Source organism: Syntrophotalea acetylenica (assembly GCF_001888165.1).
Classification (GTDB): domain Bacteria; phylum Desulfobacterota; class Desulfuromonadia; order Desulfuromonadales; family Syntrophotaleaceae; genus Syntrophotalea; species Syntrophotalea acetylenica.
In genome coordinates this window covers 2,967,889-2,983,985 of the sequence record NZ_CP015455.1, presented here as the reverse complement: position 1 = coordinate 2,983,985, position 16,097 = coordinate 2,967,889, and the positions used below count along the sequence as shown (strand labels likewise).

The window sequence follows — 16,097 nt, the reverse complement described above, 5'->3', positions numbered from 1 at the left end:
CGGCTCTACTGTGATTTTAAAGGATAAGGGGCAAATCTTTGCTTGCCTGATCAAAAACCGGGACAGACCTATTTAGTTTTCATCCGGAAACGGCTCTTTTTCCGCCGTGGCGGCGTCAATCCGCAGGCTTGCTTGTGCGGCGTACCGATGTACGCCTCCACGCAACCCCTTGATTTCCTTGCCACAACGAAAAATTGCTCGTTTCACATATGAAAAGTACGCTGTATCCATGCGGAGTTTCCGGATGGATACTAACTGATTCATATCAAGAAAATGCACTGATAATCCGCATCCGCCATTATCCTTCGAGAGGGTTGCCGGTCGTGCGGGAGCGGTTGTTCAGTGGATAAAGCTGAAGAAGGTTTTAGGCTCCCGTTCCGGTGGGGTAATTGCACCTTTGCCATGTTCCACCAGCTTCATCACCCAGGCCATGTTCTTCCCCAGAACCCGCATGATCTGTTCTCCCTCGATGTCCTGGATCACTTCTCCCGGCGTTCGGCCATGGATCACGTTCCAATAATTTGAAGCGGGAATCAGCATCTCGGCATAGTTCAGGAAGTTGTTCAGTTGATCAAACGCCGGCAAGCCACCGGAACGCCGCACGGCAACCACCGCTGCTCCAACCTTGTGGCGGAGCATGCCGTCATTGACACTGGTCACGAAGAACGCGCGATCCAGAAACGATTTCATGGTTCCGGCAATAGCTGAAAAATACACCGGCGAGCCGAGAATGATCCCGTCCGCATGCTTCATCTTCTGAATCCACTCGTTGACCTCGTCACCAGGCAGCACGCATTGTTCATTTTTGTTTTTTGCGCAACGGTAACAGGCGGTGCAACCCCTGATGGTTTTGTTGCCGAGATGGACGATCTCTGTTTCGATTCCGATCTTTTCAAGCTCGGCAGTCACCATCCTTATGGCATGCCAGGTGTTTCCTTCCTTGTTCGGGCTGCCGTTAAACGCTACGACTTTCATGGCTTTCTCCTTTGGTATTGCAGTTCGACGTATCCTGGATGGAATCGCCTTGCAGGAGACGGAATTGCAACAAAACCGCCCAGAAATTAAGCAATTACCGTCTCTGTGGGCCACCCTTCGTCGCACTTGACGATCAATCGTCAGGATCGGGGGCAACCCTGGTGGGGTTTTTGATCAACACGCCCCACGCGCCGGGGCCGAGATCCGCCGCGTTGGCTTCGTCGGTGTCGAGGTGCATATCGAGGGCGTAGCTCTCTTTGACCCGTACGAGCACGTCATCAAAAATGATCCCCCGCTTGCCGCCCACGCGCACCATGACCCATTGCCGGTCTTCGACACCCAGGCGCTCGGCATCGGCCGGGGTCATGTGGATATGCCGTGCCGCCTGGATCACACCTCTTTTCAGCTCCACGACGCCTTGAGGGCCTTCGAGACGAATGCCAGGCGTATCCTCGATCTTTCCCGAAGCGCGGATCGGCGCGTCGACACCGAGCTTGAACTCGTCGGTACGCGATATTTCAAGCTGCGTCTCCTGGCGCTCCGGGCCAAGGACGCGGACGCGCTCGATACAACCTTTGGGCCCGCAGATGGTGACCGTCTCTTCGCAGGCGAATTGTCCGGGCTGACTTAACGCTTTGGCGGGTGTAAGTTGATGGCCGGCGCCAAAAAGTGCCTCGACATCCTGTCGGCAAAGATGAACATGGCGCATGCTGGCGCTGATGGGGATGCGGAGTTCTTTATTCATCGATGGCTTTTCTCCCAGATTCGCAAAAGGGGGGTGGCGGACCGGTCAACAAGGATTCCCCGTGCACGGCACCGCCGAAACTCTTCAAACGCCCTGGTTCCGTCCATTCGTTCCCCTCACTCCAGTCTGGATGATCGGACCAGGATGAGAAATATTGGCAAAACCCGACCTGACTATGTCGGCCCGCCACTCGTTATTTTAACCTTTACCATGTTTCCGCCGATAAGCCATTATTCATTCAGCAGAAACAAATGGATGACCCCTTTTCGCCTTTCGCCCTCGATTGGACCGAAGTTCCCGTGCCGCGTATAATGAAGTGATACTTCTCAGCAAGCAGGAGGGGACTCCATGATAATTGACTGGTTCAGGACTCTTCTTTTCACCACGTTGATATTTATGGCCGGCGTAGCTGCAGCGGCGACGGGGCCCGATCAAGGAGCACACATGACGGATAAAGGTAAAAAGCAAATGGTGGCGACCTTTGCCGGGGGTTGTTTCTGGTGCGTGGAATCCGATTTTGCGAAAGAGCCCGGCGTCATCAAGGTTATATCGGGCTTTACCGGCGGCAACGTCGCGAACCCGACCTACAAGCAGGTATCGGCCGGCGGCACCGGTCATGTTGAAGCGGTGCAGGTTACCTACGACCCTGCAAGGATCAGCTATGAGCAATTACTGGATGTGCTGTGGCGGCATATCGACCCGACGGATTCCGGAGGCCAGTTCGTCGACCGCGGCTCCCAGTACCGTTCGGCCATCTTCTACCATGATCAAGAGCAGCACGATCTGGCAGAGAAATCCAAACAGGCACTGCAGCAATCGGGACGTTTCGACAAACCGATCGTGACACAGATTCTGCCCTTCAAAACCTTCTATGTCGCCGAAGATTACCACCAGGACTACTACAAGGAAAATCCGCTCCGCTACAAATGCTACCGCCGGAATTCGGGGCGCGACGAGTTTCTGGAAAAGATCTGGAGCAAGGAAATAAAAAAGGCGGCTCCCATGACCGGCAACACCCGTTATCATAAACCGGATGATGCCACCCTGCGCAAAACCCTGACCCCTCTGCAGTACAAGGTCACTCAGAAGGAAGGCACCGAGCCGCCGTTTAAAAACGCATACTGGGACAACAAACAGGCCGGGATCTATGTCGACATCGTCTCGGGCGAACCACTGTTCAGTTCACTCGACAAGTACACATCAGGTACTGGCTGGCCGAGCTTCGTGCGGCCGCTGGTAAAGGAGAATATCGTCGAGCGTGAAGACCACAAACTCTTTTCGGTGCGCACCGAAATACGTAGCCGCCACGGTGATTCGCACCTGGGCCACGTGTTTAGCGACGGCCCGCCACCGACTGGCTTGCGCTATTGCATGAACTCGGCCGCCCTGCGCTTCATCCCCGTGGATCAACTGGAGAAGGAAGGCTACGGAGAATTCCTCGCAAGCTTTAAATAAGCGAATCCGGCCTCTTTCGTCATACGGAGGGGCTTTTTTTGGAGAAACGGTTCAGCTATGATTAACCGCGGAGCACACAAAGTACGCAGGTTAAACACGACAGCATAAAGCAAGCTGCACTTTTCTGGAGCATCTTGACGAGCTCAGCGTTCTCCGCGGTTGCCCCTTTGCTTTTCGCGTTTGTTGGACGATCCGGGCCTTATGCGTGAAAGAATGGGTGACCCCGTTGGAGGGGGAGTCTGTCCAGGTCGCAATCTGAAACTTCTATCCCCTTACGGAAGGGAATCATGTTTTTTGTCGATAAGCCGTACGTTTCGGAGTTTGTCAAAGAGACACTCTTGGAGAATGCCCTGCCCGTGGTTGCCACGACCGTGGCGAAAAGTCTGGGGCTGAAGGATGGCACGCGGTTTCTCGCCGAGGACGAGGCGGTTGAGCAGGCGCGACAGGGCCGGGTTCCGCTCCTTTATGCCACTTCGGAAAACTGCATCGGCTGGATCGCCGAACATCTTTCGTTTACCGGCATCCCGGCCAAAATCGAGCTGTTCAAAAACAAGCTGAAATTTCGCGAGATGACCCGGCCGTTTTTCCCCGAGTTTTATTTTCGCGAAGTCCTCATCGAGGATCTGGCAACCGTCCGTTTTGACGATTTGCCCGTGCCCTTCATCATCAAACCCGCCGTCGGGTTTTTCAGCATGGGGGTGCACAAGGTCGCCAGCCGAGAGGAATGGACGGCTGCGGTCGCAGCTATCCGGTCCGAGATCGACCGCACCCGCGGCCTGTATCCCGAGGAGGTGCTGGACAGTCGCGCGTTTATCGTCGAAGAGTGCATCGACGGCGAGGAATTCGCCGTGGACGCTTATTTCGATGCTGCCGGGGCGCCCGTGGTGCTGGGGATTTTTCAGCATGTCTTTGCTTCGGGATATGACGTGAGCGACCGGGTCTACATCACGTCGAAGGCCATTATCGAAGAAAACCTTGCCGCGTTCAGCGAGCTTCTGGGGCAAATCGGTAAGGTGGCCGGGGTGAGGAATTTCCCTGTGCATGCCGAACTCCGACGCACCGCGGCCGGCCGGGTGGTGCCCATCGAAGTGAATCCCATGCGGTTCGGCGGCTGGTGTACCACCGCGGATCTGACCTTTCGCGCCTACGGTCTCAATCCCTATCTGTGTTATTTCTCCCGGCAAAGGCCGGATTGGCCGCGTCTTCTGGAAGGGAAGGCCGGCAAGCTGTTTGCCATTGTCGTGTTGGACAATGGCTCCGGCATCGAGGCGAAGCATATCCGGAGCTTCGATTACGACATGCTGCTTGCCCGGTTTGAGAAGCCTCTTGAATTGCGCAAGGTCGATTATCACGAGTACCCGGTGTTCGGCTTCCTGTTCACGGAAACCGCGGCGGACAATTTCGCCGAACTGGAATGGATTCTGCGATCGGATTTGCGACCGTTCATAAAAACAGGCCCGACCGATGCCCACAGCAACCTGAAAGGAAACGAGGAGCCAACATAATGGAGAAAAAATTCAAGGCTACGGATATCCAGATCGGTTTTCATCCCGACGGCTATCGTATAGACAAGACCGCCTCGCCCATGGATTTTTATACAAAATGGCAGATTACCGCGGAAGGCAAATGGATAAACCCGAAGCCGACATGCTTTGATTCCATGCCGCAGGAAGGTTGGTACAAAGAGACCGGGAACCCCTGACTTGTTTCCACCCGGAAACGGCCCTTTTTCGCCGTGGCAGCGTCAATCCGCAGTCTTGCTTGTGCGGTCTCGGGTTTGATTTGCTGCCATTTCAACCGCTTGGTGCAAGTCCCTGATGCGTCAGCGTTTTCCCCGGCCCGGGCAAGGACAGCTGCGAAGCTTGGTGGGATGGATGCTAAGCACAAAAAGTCAGGACACCAAGGTTCAGAAAAAATTTACCACAGGAGGTGAAGGGTTGCGGCAATCTTCTGGTGCTGGTCGCTATTGGCGGCATCCAGGCGGTAACCGAGGGACATGGCGAAACGCGTGTTGAAGCGTGCATCGAGGCCCACGCCGATCTGGAGCCTGTCGCGGTCGAGCTTTGGTCCTTCGATATCGAAGCTGACTGTTGCGCTGCCGGCAAACCTGGCGTCGATGCGTGCGAGTTCATCGGCAAATTCGTGAACCCAGGCGGATTCAAGGGATGGCGCGATTACCATGCCGCGGATAACGTACTCTTTGTCCAACCGAACTCCCAGCCGTGAGCGCAGAGACATCTGCTTTTCGGTTTTCACGTCCAGAGCGGCGGTATCGGTGCCACTTTCGATGAAGGATTCGCGTCGGAGATGGGCGTATTCGAGGCCGGCGAAAGGCGCTATGTTCAGCCCCAGGTCAAAGGCACGTCCTCCTTCAATATCGGCTCCCCAGGTGACGCTGTCGTAGCTGGCCGATGCGGTCTGGTCGAAGGAGCCGAAGGCTACCTGGCGCTTGGCTCCGATCCGGTGCAGTCCGGCACTGGCCATGCCACGAAGATAGTATGGGCCGGGTATCCACCCTGAGTAGAGCGCAAGCTGCCAGGAGTCGATATCAAGCCCGCCGTCGGCGGTATCTGCATCGGTGTTGACGTAGCCGAAGGCCGCGCCGAGGGTGAGATCGTTGGCCAACATGCGATCGACGCCCAGAGCAGCCCCGGACGTATGATAATCCGCACCGGAAGCTTCGGAGGATCGGTCGATATCGCCGTAGCCACCCAACCCCCGCACCCACAGATGACTCCCCTTGTCCGTTCCCTCAGGGCCGGCAGATACGGATTGGCTGCGGCTCGTCGTTGTGGCCAGCAGCCCCCGGTCGCTGCTGGCATCAGCCAGAAGAACCTGCCGGGTATCGGCATTGACAGCCCCGCCGGCAGACAGTCGCTCGTTCAAAAGGTTTCGGAACTGCCGGCCCGCTTCCAGGGCAAGAGTCTGGGCGTGGGCATGCTGGATGCCGGAAAGAGCATCGTAGGCGAACAATGCGCCGGTCTCGGATTCCAGGGCGAGCAAAGCTGCGAACAGTCCGTCCATACCTGATGCGCCGGTTGTTTCCAGCGAGTTCAGTGCCGCACCCACAGCCCGCTGGTTCGGGGTTCCGCCAATGGCGTCGAAGGGCCGGCGCATCAGGGAGAGGGTGGCTTCGGTGGCGGTGTATGCCAGGGCAAAATCGCAAAAGGCCAAACTCGGCGAGGCGAGAGCCAAGGTGCCATCAATGCTGTCTGCTGTCAAAATCGTGTATTCGGTATTGCCGGAATAAACTCCCGGCAAAGGCATCACGCGCAGGGTGCCGCCGTCAAGCGTCGCCGCGCCTGTGGCTGAGATCCGGTCCGCGTCGCCGGCGGCATCAACCTCCACCGCATAGGTGCCGCCGCCGGAGAAATCCACGCTACCGGAGACGTTAAGCGTGCCGATGGAGCTTCCGGGCGCGACCGTGCCACCATTGACGAGGACGCTTCCAACCCAGCCGCTGCCCGCCAGAGTGCCGCCGGTGTTGACGTAGGTGGTGAAGTTTCTGAAGACCCCGTCGATTCGCAGGACCCCGGAGCTGATGGTGGTATCGACGGCATACCAATCGTCGTAATTGCCATCAAGAATCGTGGTGCCGGGTCCAAGGTGATTGATCTCCGTGACATAAAAGGGTACGACATCTCCCCACATTGACCATCTGTCGTCTTGCGCGAAATAAAACGCCTCTTCGTTGTGATTGAAGTTGATTGCAATATTTGTATTGCTGTCCCTGTTTGACGATATCATTGAATTTATCTGGAGGGTTCCCGCGGGACCGCCATTGCCGATATTCAGCGTAACATTGCCGTACCCAAAGAGAAACTCGTCGACAACAACGCTGGCGCCATTGGCCACGGTGAGCGTGCCGGTGCCCAGGTAGCCGAGTTCCAGGCGGTGGGTTTGCAATTGCGACCCTGGGCCATCCACGATAAGGGTGCCGTCTCCTGAATTAACACCGACTTGAACCAGGGAAGTGGCCGTCAGGGTGCCACCGTTCAGAATTTCGACCTGTCCCTGTCCGTTTGTGCCGACATGGACCGTTTCGTGAGCCACCACGGCATCAGGTCCCATCAACCTGGCAATGCCGGCATTGTTCACATTCGCCTGGTCGGCGGGGTCTGATGAAATTGTCCAGTTGTCCGGATCGAGCCAGTCTCCCTCCAGCGCGTTCCAATCCCGGATATCCGCAAATGCCGGTGTCGCGGCAAGAAAAAGAGCTAACGTGAAAAGGACTATCAGGTTCCGCGTCTCAAGGCAGTAGATAAAGACGTTGATGCCGGAGGGGTTTTTTACACGGGGGCGGGGAGATGGGGATGTGCCCTTGTGTCCGCATTTGCTAGGCATGGTGTTTCTCCCGGGAAACGTGTTCGAGGTCGTAGTCATGGTGCCGATAAGCATGAAAGCAAGGTTTTGCCGCCGGTTGCCTTTCGGTCAAGGAAATAAGTTAATCGGTATCCATTCGGAAACTTGACACTACCTATATGGGAAGCCAATAAGCTTATTTTAAATAATATATACCATGAAAAACGTCGATATTGAGTCCTTTTTTCCGAATACGAGCGATAGATTCAGCCCGGAGGGTATTTTCGTCAACCAGTAAGCATCGCATCAAATGCGCATTGGTGTAAAATCAAAGCATAGGGAATCTCTCATTTGGCTGTGCTCGGTTTTTGCACTGCCAGCGTGGCCTAAGGTAGTGTCCACATGGGAAACGAGACATTTTCCGTTGTGGCAAGGGAACCCTGGGGGTGCGCGAAGGTGTTTAGCGGTACGCCACATAACGCGAAGGCTGGCAAAGTGGAAAGTCTTCGGCTGCCTGAAGGGCAAGGGCCAGGGCCTGGCCCGAGACACAAGAAGGCCTGCACATTGACGCCGCCACAGCGCAGAAGCGCCGTTCCCGGATGAAAACAGGATGCGGCAACGTAATTTTTTAGTGCTATGCTGCAGAAACAGAGGAAAACTGTGGCAGCCCCGGCAGGTGGCATCCGTGGCAGGCAGGGCTCGTCGGCTTGGCAAGGATCAGGGTTATCGATGGATCAGGATCGGTTTAGAGAAGGAGACAGCCGTGGAACGAAAAAGCTGGATACGCCTATCCGTTGGCTTGCTGGCCGTTGTAGCGTTGGCAGGGCTGTTTTTCGCGCGCGCTTCGTTCAACAGGCCTGAAAGAAGCATGTATCAGGAAGATTTCGCCGATGGCAAGGATCCTGCCGCCATGCTCGGCGGCCATCTGTTGCTGGGGAAAGATGACGGATGGTCCGGCACGGTTTCACAGGGGCGCTATGTTCTCGAGAACCGCGGCGATCCTCGGGCTATTCGTTATTGTTATCTGATTCCGAAAGAAGTCAATTGTTTTACCGAAGGCGCTCGTGCCATGGTTGCCGTGGCCCTGGATTCCCCGGGAAAAGAGGAACTCTCCGGTGCCGGCCTTCTGTTCGGGTTCGATCCGCGAACACAGCATTATATCGGCTTGATACTCACCGGCCGTCAGGGCTATGCGGTTTTGCAACGTGACGCGGAGGGTGCGCGGATCAGCATGAGCGGTACGCATGATGCGATCCGCACCGAGGGCTTCAACCGGTTGGAAATCCTCGTCGCTGAATCCATGCTGATTCTGCGCGCCAATGGCTATGACATCGGCAGCATCGGTCGCGGTGCGGTTACCGGCGAAGGGGTGGGTTTGCTGGCTGTGGGCAGCGGGCGCTTCCAATTTGACGCGCTGCATCTGGAAGGGGCGGGCAGGGATTACTCCGAGATCGAGGCGCAGCGTGATTTTCTGGTCCGGGATGACGACACTCCTGCCGACTCCGCGTTTCTGCAGCCCCCGCCGGGATACAGCAGGGTTCGGCACGGGGCTGACAGCGGTGAACTGTGGCTGTGCGACGAGGTGGGTAAGCGATCCTCGCGTCAGGCGCTGATGGACGCCGTCGAGCGTCTAGAGCCGGCATTTGGGGAACGCCCGATATTGGCGGCGGTCATTGGCGATGACCAGGACCGGGAAACGCGGGCCTTGTTCAGGGTTCACACTGTCGCCGGTGAAAAGCGTGGATTGCTGGTTGCCGTCAGAAAGGATGACGCTATGGCAGCGGCCTGCCTGTTCGATGCGCCAGCCAATCTGTCAGTAAGTTTCCCCTCCATGATTCGGACGATCGCACGGCATCTGCCTGCCTCCGTGCCAGCGAATCAGCCAGCGTCGCGGCCGGTTGATTGGCGGCAGGTGCCCTTGCCCGATGGCAGTGGCAGCATGATGCTGCCGACGGATTGGCGAATAGCTGCGGCCAGTCAAGGCATGGTGGACGCTTTGGGCATCGACGGCAGTCATGTCGCTCTGGGCATTCACGGCCCGGTGCTGACACCGGAAATGGGGGCGGCTTATCAGCAGATGCCGGGCGCCACGGTACCCGTGCCGGTGGCTCCCTACAGTGATCCGGTCACGGCACTGCAAAATCTGTTTCCCCAGTTTGGGTTGCAGTCACCGCAACGGATTTTGCGCATCCACGACAGCGCGCCAACGCCCTGGCCTCACGGTGGTCAGGCAGCTTTCGTGCATTTCGACTGGCAGCAGGGGACGGGTGCACAGGCCCGGGAGTTCACCAGCCTGGCATTGTTCGGAGTCATGCCGGGATACAACCAGTGGACCTTTTACCTGTCCATCGTTTCTGCTCCGACCCAGGTTTTCGCCCGCAATCTGCCCATGCTAATGGAAATCTGGAACAACTGGAAGGTGGCCGATCATGTGCACCGGCAGAGGCTCGACAAAGCGGCCAGCGACATGCGGGAGATCGGCGCCATTATCGAGCAGACTCATGACCGTCGGCAGCAGGCCCAGGATCGTATGGCCGCAGATTGGACGGAGGTGCTTCGCGACCAGACCTTTCTTGGCGATACCCAACTGGGTGAACGCCATGAGGTGCCTTTGACCCAGGTGCAGGATTGGGCCAGCGAGTTGAACAGACTCGCCGGCTACGAACGGTTTCGGCATATTCCCCTGCGGGATTTGCGGTGATACTTCTGCGCCGGCAGGATCAGTTTTGTCTTGCCAGCAGCGAGAAAGATAATGCTTATGTTGATTCGGACTGTGCTTCTGTCGTTGGGAGGCTTGCTGCTGGTTTCCGGCGCGCGAATGCGTATAGCCGGCGATTCGGTCTCGCAAGTTCATGCTGCCTCCAAAGTAATACCTTTTTTCTTACTCTAGGAGTCTGTCGAACTATCCATGCGCCGGCTGCAAATTCGGCTGTTTGGCCCATATTTCAGCTCCTTTTCAGCCCACAGCTACGGCTATGAACCTTCAAACGAACTAGTATCCATCCGGAAACTCCGGATGGATACAGCGTAGTTTTCATATGGGAAACGAGCTGAAATCTGTTCTCAAACATCCAAATTTTCGCTTCGACCCGGATAGTCCGACAGACTCCTGGGTTTTTGAGGGCTGCAAGCCAAGAGGACCATGGCCGGTGACCCGCCATCTGCTGATTCCGATGGTAGACCCCGGGCCTGCTATTGTTTTAGAACATCCAACGGAGATTCATGGATGCGGTTTGATTGAAAAAGTGCTCGCGATAATCCACGTCGTAGCGCGCATTGATATCAAGGCGGTCCTTTATTCTATAGATAGCACCGAGGCCGGCATGACCCACCCACGGTTCTGGATCGATTCCGTCTGTGATAAAGGGGGCATCAGAAATGCCTGCAAAAACCGTGGTGACACTTTCTCGATGGCTCAGTGTGTCGTAGCCGACACCCAGGTCACCAACAAGGGACATCCGGGGATTCAACTGGTGCACCAACTTGCCATCAATCCCGACAATCAAGGCCTCTGCCCGATTGCTTCTGACGGTCATATTTAAGGAACCGGCGCCGGTCTCATGGTAGCCATCATTCTCAATCCAGAGGTAATCGGCGCGGATGGACGGCACGAAACGGGTCTGGCTCGACAACGGGAAAACTCTCCCCAGGGCGGCTCCCAAATGGTAGGAACGGCCATCGTAATCCGACGCAGCGAAGTCAGGGAAAAATACGACCTGCCGATACCCCTTGTTTTTATGTTGGCCTGCGCCAACCTGGAAATCGATGAAGGAACGATCGTCGAATAAATAGCTGCCGTATACCACAGCCTGATACAGATCGACATCCACGCCTTGCTTTGCCATGCTGTCATCGCTGTCGATGTCACTCCTGGCGTACATGAAAGCGCCACCGATATTCAGCGATGTGGCCACGTCGCCCTCCACGCCGATAGCGAGGCCCGTTGTGTCGGCGCTGTAACCAGCCACGCCATTCCGGTCGCCCTGATCGGCCCACGAGCCAAAGGGTTTCATCCAGAGGTGGCCATTGCCGAGAAACTCATCGCCGGAAGCCAGACCTCTGTTCAGGTCCTGCCTTTGACCAATCAGGCGAACATTGGTCGTCAGGATATCGCGGACGGCCGGAAGCAGGTGGGTGAGAAATCTGGCCTCATCCGAACCTGGAACGTGAATATCCCCCAGCCCCGATAAAGTGAATGCAAATGACGCTGAAAGAGACCCGTTATAAACCAAAATGTATGAATACAGGGTTCCAGCTTGCAGGTCGATATTTGAAAGCGTCGTGTTGTTTCCGTTCTGGATGAAATACATGACATCGGACAGCGGGGTGGAAGGGGCGCTCGTGGCGGAGGGGACAAAGGGGCCAAGGGAAATATAGATGCCATTGGCAATGGTAGATCGCAGGTTGGCCGTATAGTCTGCAGCTTGCGATACATAGAAAACCCCCGTGACACAGGGAAAGGTGGCCGCGGAATAGTTCGTGAAGTTGGTTATAACCGTACCCATGGGGGAAATCGGCTCTGGGATCCTCGATCTTGGATAGGCGAAGGTGTCGCTGCCCGTTACCAAAAGATCGCCTCCGCTCACCAGCCCTGCATGCGATAAAAGCAATAGGAATACTGAAGCAAACAGCAACCATTTGTTTTTTTTGAAAAGCCGGATTTTCCCTTTTTTTAGAACGTTTCGCATGCCCACCTCGCTGATAAGAAACAGTCTTCCGGAACTTCGCTTCCTCCACTTTTGAAGAACTTCTCTTCCCATGTTCCTGTAAGGTTTGACGGCTGCGTATTTCTGGCACGGTCTCCGGGAAGGGTGCCGTTCGCCGGTCGGTAAAATACCGACAGCATTTCAGGAATTTTCGTGATCATGAGTTATTCCATGGAAAAATATTATTAGTATCCTTTGTAGGCCTTTGATTCCTCCCCGTCAATTTTTTTCTACAGGGTGTGTGAGGGGTGGGCGATGCAGCGTTCGGTTACGGTCAGGCACGAGGCAACGTAGGCTCTCCCTGCGGAACGTCGCATCTGACAACTGGCCCTCTCCGAAAAAAATTTCGAGCCGCCGGTAGGCCCATCAATCGATCGGTATTCCACCGCATGAGCATTGGTGTAAAATAAGGCTATCGTGCAATTTCGGTTTGCCGGTGGTGGGATGCTCCCCGCCCGTGGCGCTCCTGGCGGGTTTCTGTCAACCGATGCTGCCATGGATGATGAACGCAGTGTGGTCTGCCGGTTTGGCTATGTCCGGTTTTTTGGCTCTACCATTTATGTGCAAAGCGGGGATCCGCTATCGCCAGAAAGGAGCATGATGCGCGTGCCTATGAGAAGGGTGGTTCTGTCGTTGGGAGTCTTGCTGGTTTTTTTCGGTGGGGGAACCGCGCACGGTGAGGCGGACTGGTCCCTCGGCTTTTACGGCGGCAGGGCGGTGTACGATACGCTCCGGGAGGTTTTGTCCGACCGCGAATACGCCGATTCCTACGCCGCGGCCCTGCTTGTCGGCCGGGAACTGACCGGCTACCGACACTATCTGCGTCTGGAGGCCGAGGGGCAGCTCGTCAAACACTTCGACCTGATGAATCATTTCGAAGTCAACGCCCTGGTGGTGCTTCGCTGGCTGCCTTTCCCCTGGGACCGCTACCTGGATACCAGTTTCGCCGTCGGTGAAGGGCTGTCCTATGCCACGCGCGACCCGGCCATCGAGGTTGAAAAACATGGCCGGACCTCGCAATTATTGAACTACCTGCTGTTCGAGCTGGCTTTTTGCCTGCCGCAACATCCTCGTTGGGACTATTTTCTGAGGGTGCATCACCGTTCCGGGGTGTTCGGTCTGTTTGACGGCGTGTCCGGCGGCTCCAATCTGGTCGGCGCGGGTTTCAGATACCGGTTTTAGAGAGAGCGAATCGCCAAATCTCTCAACAATATCAGTGCTCCCGGGCCGGTCTGCAATGATTGAGGACCGGCCAGCGGGCAGCCAGTTTTCGATTGCCGCCGGTGGCAAAGGATGATAAAGGCTTCAGGTGTTTGTTACCCTCGTCGTGAATTCGCCGGTCCCGATGGTTGTTGACGGGCCGGGCTTTGCTGTTGATGCGCTGCGCTGCAAATGATGCATCGCAGGGTTTTGGGGTTGATGGATGCGCTATTCAATCGAGCGACTGAAGGCCGGACGGTGGTTTCCCTGGGGGAAAAACACCGTCCGGCTTGTGGATTTTATTGTATGTGGCACCCAGAAGGGTGGTACCACGGCGTTGGATGCCTGCCTGCGGGAACATCCAGAAATCTGCATGGCCCGGAAAAAAGAGGTGCACTTTTTCGACAACGAGGATTTTTTTCGAAAAAACAGGCCCGACTACGCTCGTTATCATGCCGCTTTCGATCCCTGTGCACCCCATAAAATTGTCGGCGAAGCGACGCCGAGCTATATGTATTGGCGCGATGCGCCCAGGCGGATCTGGGAATACAACGCGCAGATGAAAATGATCGTGCTTCTGCGCAATCCCATCGAGAGGGCTTATTCCCACTGGAATATGCAGCGCCAGAAGCAGCTCGAACCTTTGTCCTTTTGGGATGCGCTCCACAGGGAACAGGAACGGTGCCGGTCCTCCCTGCCTTACCAGAACCGCCGTTATTCCTACGTTGACAGGGGTTTTTATCTGGAGCAGTTGCGCAGGCTCTGGGAGTTTTTTCCGAAAGATCAGATTCTGATCCTTAAAAATGAGGATCTGAAACACGACCCGCGGGAGACGATGCGGAAGGTGTGCGCATTTCTGGGCGTGAGCGTTTCAGCAGAAGGCAAAATCAAAAGGGTGCATGCGCGGGCATATGCCTCTGGAATGGCGGAGCGGGAGCGGCAATACCTGCAATCCATATATGAATTTGAGATACGGCAGCTTGAACGTGTTCTGGACTGGGACTGCCAGGATTGGTTGACCGGCGGCTGACGCCGGATTGGCGGGTTCCGCAGACTGCCGGGACCCGAATCAGAACAGGATTTAGAACGACATGCAGACCCACGTAACCGATCCCTCGGGCCAGGGCGGCCTGCGGGAGATGATCACCCTGGCGTTGCCGATGGTCATCTCCCATGGTTGTGAAACGGCGCTTATTTTTACCGATCGGGTGTTTTTGTCGCGCCTTGGTCCGGTGCCGATGAGCGCGGCCATGTCCGGTGGCCTGACCGCCTTCATGATGATGACCTTTTTTATCGGTCTGACCGGCTATGTGACGGCGCTGGCGGCCCAGTACCTTGGTGCCGGGCGCAGGGACCATTGCGCTCTGGTGGTCAGCCAGGCGGCACTGATTTCGCTGTTGGCCGCCCCCCTGATTCTGGCGGCGCGGCCGCTGGCCCACGCGTTTTTCCGTTTCGCCGATCTGCCGGTGGAGCAGGCGCTGCAGCAGCGCGTATATTTTGACATCCTGCTCTACGGGGCTGTTCTGGTGTTGCTGCGCAGCTGCCTGAGCAGCTTTTTTTCCGGTATTGGCCATACGCGGGTGGTGATGTTCTCCGCCATGACCGCCATGCTGGTCAATGTCGGTGCCAACTATGTGCTGATTTTCGGCAGGCTCGGCGTGCCACCTCTGGGGCTGCGGGGCGCTGCCTACGGCACCCTGATGGGCAGCTTCTGTGCCTTGCTGGTGCTGCTGGCCACCTATCTGGGGCGCCGGAACCGCCGTGAATACGCTGTGCTGGCGGCGCTGCGTTTCGATCGCGCGGTGATGCTCAAGCTGCTGCGCTTCGGCTCCCCGGCCGGGGTGGAGATGTTTCTCAACCTGCTGGCCTTCACCTCCATGATCATGCTGTTTCACGCTCACGGCCTGGTGACCGCGGCGGCAGTGACCATTGTCTTCAACTGGGACCTGGTCTCCTTCGTGCCGCTGCTGGGTATCCAGATCGGGGTGGTCAGTCTGGTTGGCCGCTATCTGGGTGCCGGGCGCCCGGATATCGCCGCGCGCGCCACCCGCTCCGGGCTGAAAATGGCCTGCAGTTATTCGCTGGTGATCCTGGTGCTGTTCGTATCCCTGCCGGCGGAACTGGTGGCGGTGTTCGAGCCGCACCAGGCCGACGCTATTTTCAGCCAGGCCGCGCCGCTGGCCACCGGCATGCTGCGCCTGGCCGCGTTTTACGTGCTGGCCGATGCGGTGATGCTGGTTTTCAGCGGCGCCCTGCGCGGCGCGGGCGATACCTTCTGGGCCATGTGCGCCTCGGTGGCCCTGCACTGGCTGCTGGTGCCGGTGCTGGCGCTGTTCCTGCGGGTGCTGGCGTTGCCGCCCCAGGCGGCGTGGCTGGCGCTGATCGCCTTCCTTCTGATTTTCAGCGGGGTGTTTTATCTGCGTTATCGCAGTGGCAAATGGAAGACCCTGGCCATGGCAGGACCATGAGAAAAATCGCAAAACCCTCCGTGCGGTTCCAGCTAGTATCCATCCGGAAACTCCGGATGGATACAGCGTAGTTTTCATATGGGAAACGAGCAATTTTTCGTTGTGGCAAGGAAATCAAGGGGTTGCGCGGAGGCGTACATCGGTACGCCGCACAAGCAAGCCTGCGGATTGACGCCGCCACGGCGGAAAAGGGCCGTTTCCGGATGGAAACCAGCTAGAAGTGAATAATTTTAAGTAGTTGCTCCT

General features: G+C 56.7%; 11 protein-coding genes. 7 read left to right on the top strand and 4 right to left on the bottom strand.

Going from position 1 to position 16,097, the window contains the following annotated elements:
• Nucleotides 1-339: 339 nt before the first annotated feature.
• Nucleotides 340-975, bottom strand: a complete 636-nt coding sequence (locus tag A6070_RS13955) for a flavodoxin family protein (RefSeq protein ID WP_072286336.1) — start codon at nt 973-975, stop codon at nt 340-342.
• Nucleotides 976-1,108: 133 nt separating this feature from the next.
• Complete coding sequence (gene pduL, locus A6070_RS13950; protein WP_072286335.1) at nt 1,109-1,720, bottom strand: phosphate propanoyltransferase; 612 nt, start codon at nt 1,718-1,720, stop codon at nt 1,109-1,111.
• 444 nt (nt 1,721-2,164) lie between these two features.
• Here pduL and msrA point away from each other — a divergent pair, with 444 nt between their 5' ends.
• From msrA to A6070_RS13935, 3 genes are all read left to right on the top strand, one after another.
• Nucleotides 2,165-3,175, top strand: coding sequence for a peptide-methionine (S)-S-oxide reductase MsrA (msrA, locus tag A6070_RS13945; protein ID WP_201257969.1), 1,011 nt, complete (start codon nt 2,165-2,167; stop codon nt 3,173-3,175).
• Between the two features lie 287 nt (nt 3,176-3,462).
• Complete coding sequence (locus A6070_RS13940) at nt 3,463-4,680, top strand: ATP-grasp domain-containing protein (protein ID WP_072286333.1); 1,218 nt, start codon at nt 3,463-3,465, stop codon at nt 4,678-4,680.
• Nucleotides 4,680-4,877 carry a hypothetical protein gene (locus A6070_RS13935; protein ID WP_072286332.1) on the top strand — a complete coding sequence of 66 codons (198 nt, stop codon included), beginning with the start codon at nt 4,680-4,682 and terminating at the stop codon, nt 4,875-4,877. The genes A6070_RS13940 and A6070_RS13935 overlap by 1 nt, the downstream gene beginning before the upstream one ends.
• A 215-nt stretch (nt 4,878-5,092) precedes the next feature.
• On the opposite strand, the gene A6070_RS13930 is transcribed toward A6070_RS13935, so the two are convergent.
• Nucleotides 5,093-7,519, bottom strand: coding sequence for an autotransporter family protein (locus A6070_RS13930; protein ID WP_072286331.1), 2,427 nt, complete (start codon nt 7,517-7,519; stop codon nt 5,093-5,095).
• Between the two features lie 721 nt (nt 7,520-8,240).
• Between A6070_RS13930 and A6070_RS13925 the strand changes: the two genes are divergently transcribed.
• Nucleotides 8,241-10,178: a hypothetical protein gene (locus tag A6070_RS13925; protein WP_072286330.1), complete on the top strand. Its 1,938-nt coding sequence runs from the start codon at nt 8,241-8,243 to the stop codon at nt 10,176-10,178.
• Between the two features lie 499 nt (nt 10,179-10,677).
• Here the strand turns inward: A6070_RS13925 and A6070_RS13920 are convergent, their stop codons facing one another.
• Nucleotides 10,678-12,165 carry an autotransporter outer membrane beta-barrel domain-containing protein gene (locus A6070_RS13920; RefSeq protein ID WP_072286329.1) on the bottom strand — a complete coding sequence of 496 codons (1,488 nt, stop codon included), beginning with the start codon at nt 12,163-12,165 and terminating at the stop codon, nt 10,678-10,680.
• 624 nt (nt 12,166-12,789) lie between these two features.
• On the opposite strand from A6070_RS13920, the gene A6070_RS15200 reads away from it, so the two are divergent.
• The 3 genes from A6070_RS15200 (at nt 12,790) to A6070_RS13905 (ending at nt 15,851) form a co-directional block, all read left to right on the top strand.
• Complete coding sequence (locus A6070_RS15200; protein ID WP_145926373.1) at nt 12,790-13,365, top strand: hypothetical protein; 576 nt, start codon at nt 12,790-12,792, stop codon at nt 13,363-13,365.
• A gap of 241 nt (nt 13,366-13,606) precedes the next feature.
• On the top strand, nt 13,607-14,413 hold the full coding sequence (locus A6070_RS13910) for a sulfotransferase domain-containing protein (protein WP_083558522.1): 807 nt from the start codon (nt 13,607-13,609) through the stop codon (nt 14,411-14,413).
• A 61-nt stretch (nt 14,414-14,474) separates the two neighbouring features.
• Nucleotides 14,475-15,851 (top strand): MATE family efflux transporter, encoded by a 1,377-nt coding sequence (locus tag A6070_RS13905; protein WP_072286328.1) that lies wholly within the window; start codon nt 14,475-14,477, stop codon nt 15,849-15,851.
• The last annotated feature ends 246 nt before the right edge of the window (nt 15,852-16,097 follow it).

Bases quoted from the DNA above. Each gene is read 5' to 3' on its own strand.
- A6070_RS13955 (WP_072286336.1), bottom strand. From the start codon at position 975: ATGAAAGTCGTAGCGTTTAACGGCAGCCCGAACAAGGAAGGAAACACC.
- pduL (WP_072286335.1), bottom strand. From the start codon at position 1,720: ATGAATAAAGAACTCCGCATCCCCATCAGCGCCAGCATGCGCCATGTT.
- msrA (WP_201257969.1), top strand. From the start codon at position 2,165: ATGACGGATAAAGGTAAAAAGCAAATGGTGGCGACCTTTGCCGGGGGT.
- A6070_RS13940 (WP_072286333.1), top strand. From the start codon at position 3,463: ATGTTTTTTGTCGATAAGCCGTACGTTTCGGAGTTTGTCAAAGAGACA.
- A6070_RS13935 (WP_072286332.1), top strand. From the start codon at position 4,680: ATGGAGAAAAAATTCAAGGCTACGGATATCCAGATCGGTTTTCATCCC.
- A6070_RS13930 (WP_072286331.1), bottom strand. From the start codon at position 7,519: ATGCCTAGCAAATGCGGACACAAGGGCACATCCCCATCTCCCCGCCCC.
- A6070_RS13920 (WP_072286329.1), bottom strand. From the start codon at position 12,165: ATGCGAAACGTTCTAAAAAAAGGGAAAATCCGGCTTTTCAAAAAAAAC.
- A6070_RS13910 (WP_083558522.1), top strand. From the start codon at position 13,607: ATGCGCTATTCAATCGAGCGACTGAAGGCCGGACGGTGGTTTCCCTGG.
- A6070_RS13905 (WP_072286328.1), top strand. From the start codon at position 14,475: ATGCAGACCCACGTAACCGATCCCTCGGGCCAGGGCGGCCTGCGGGAG.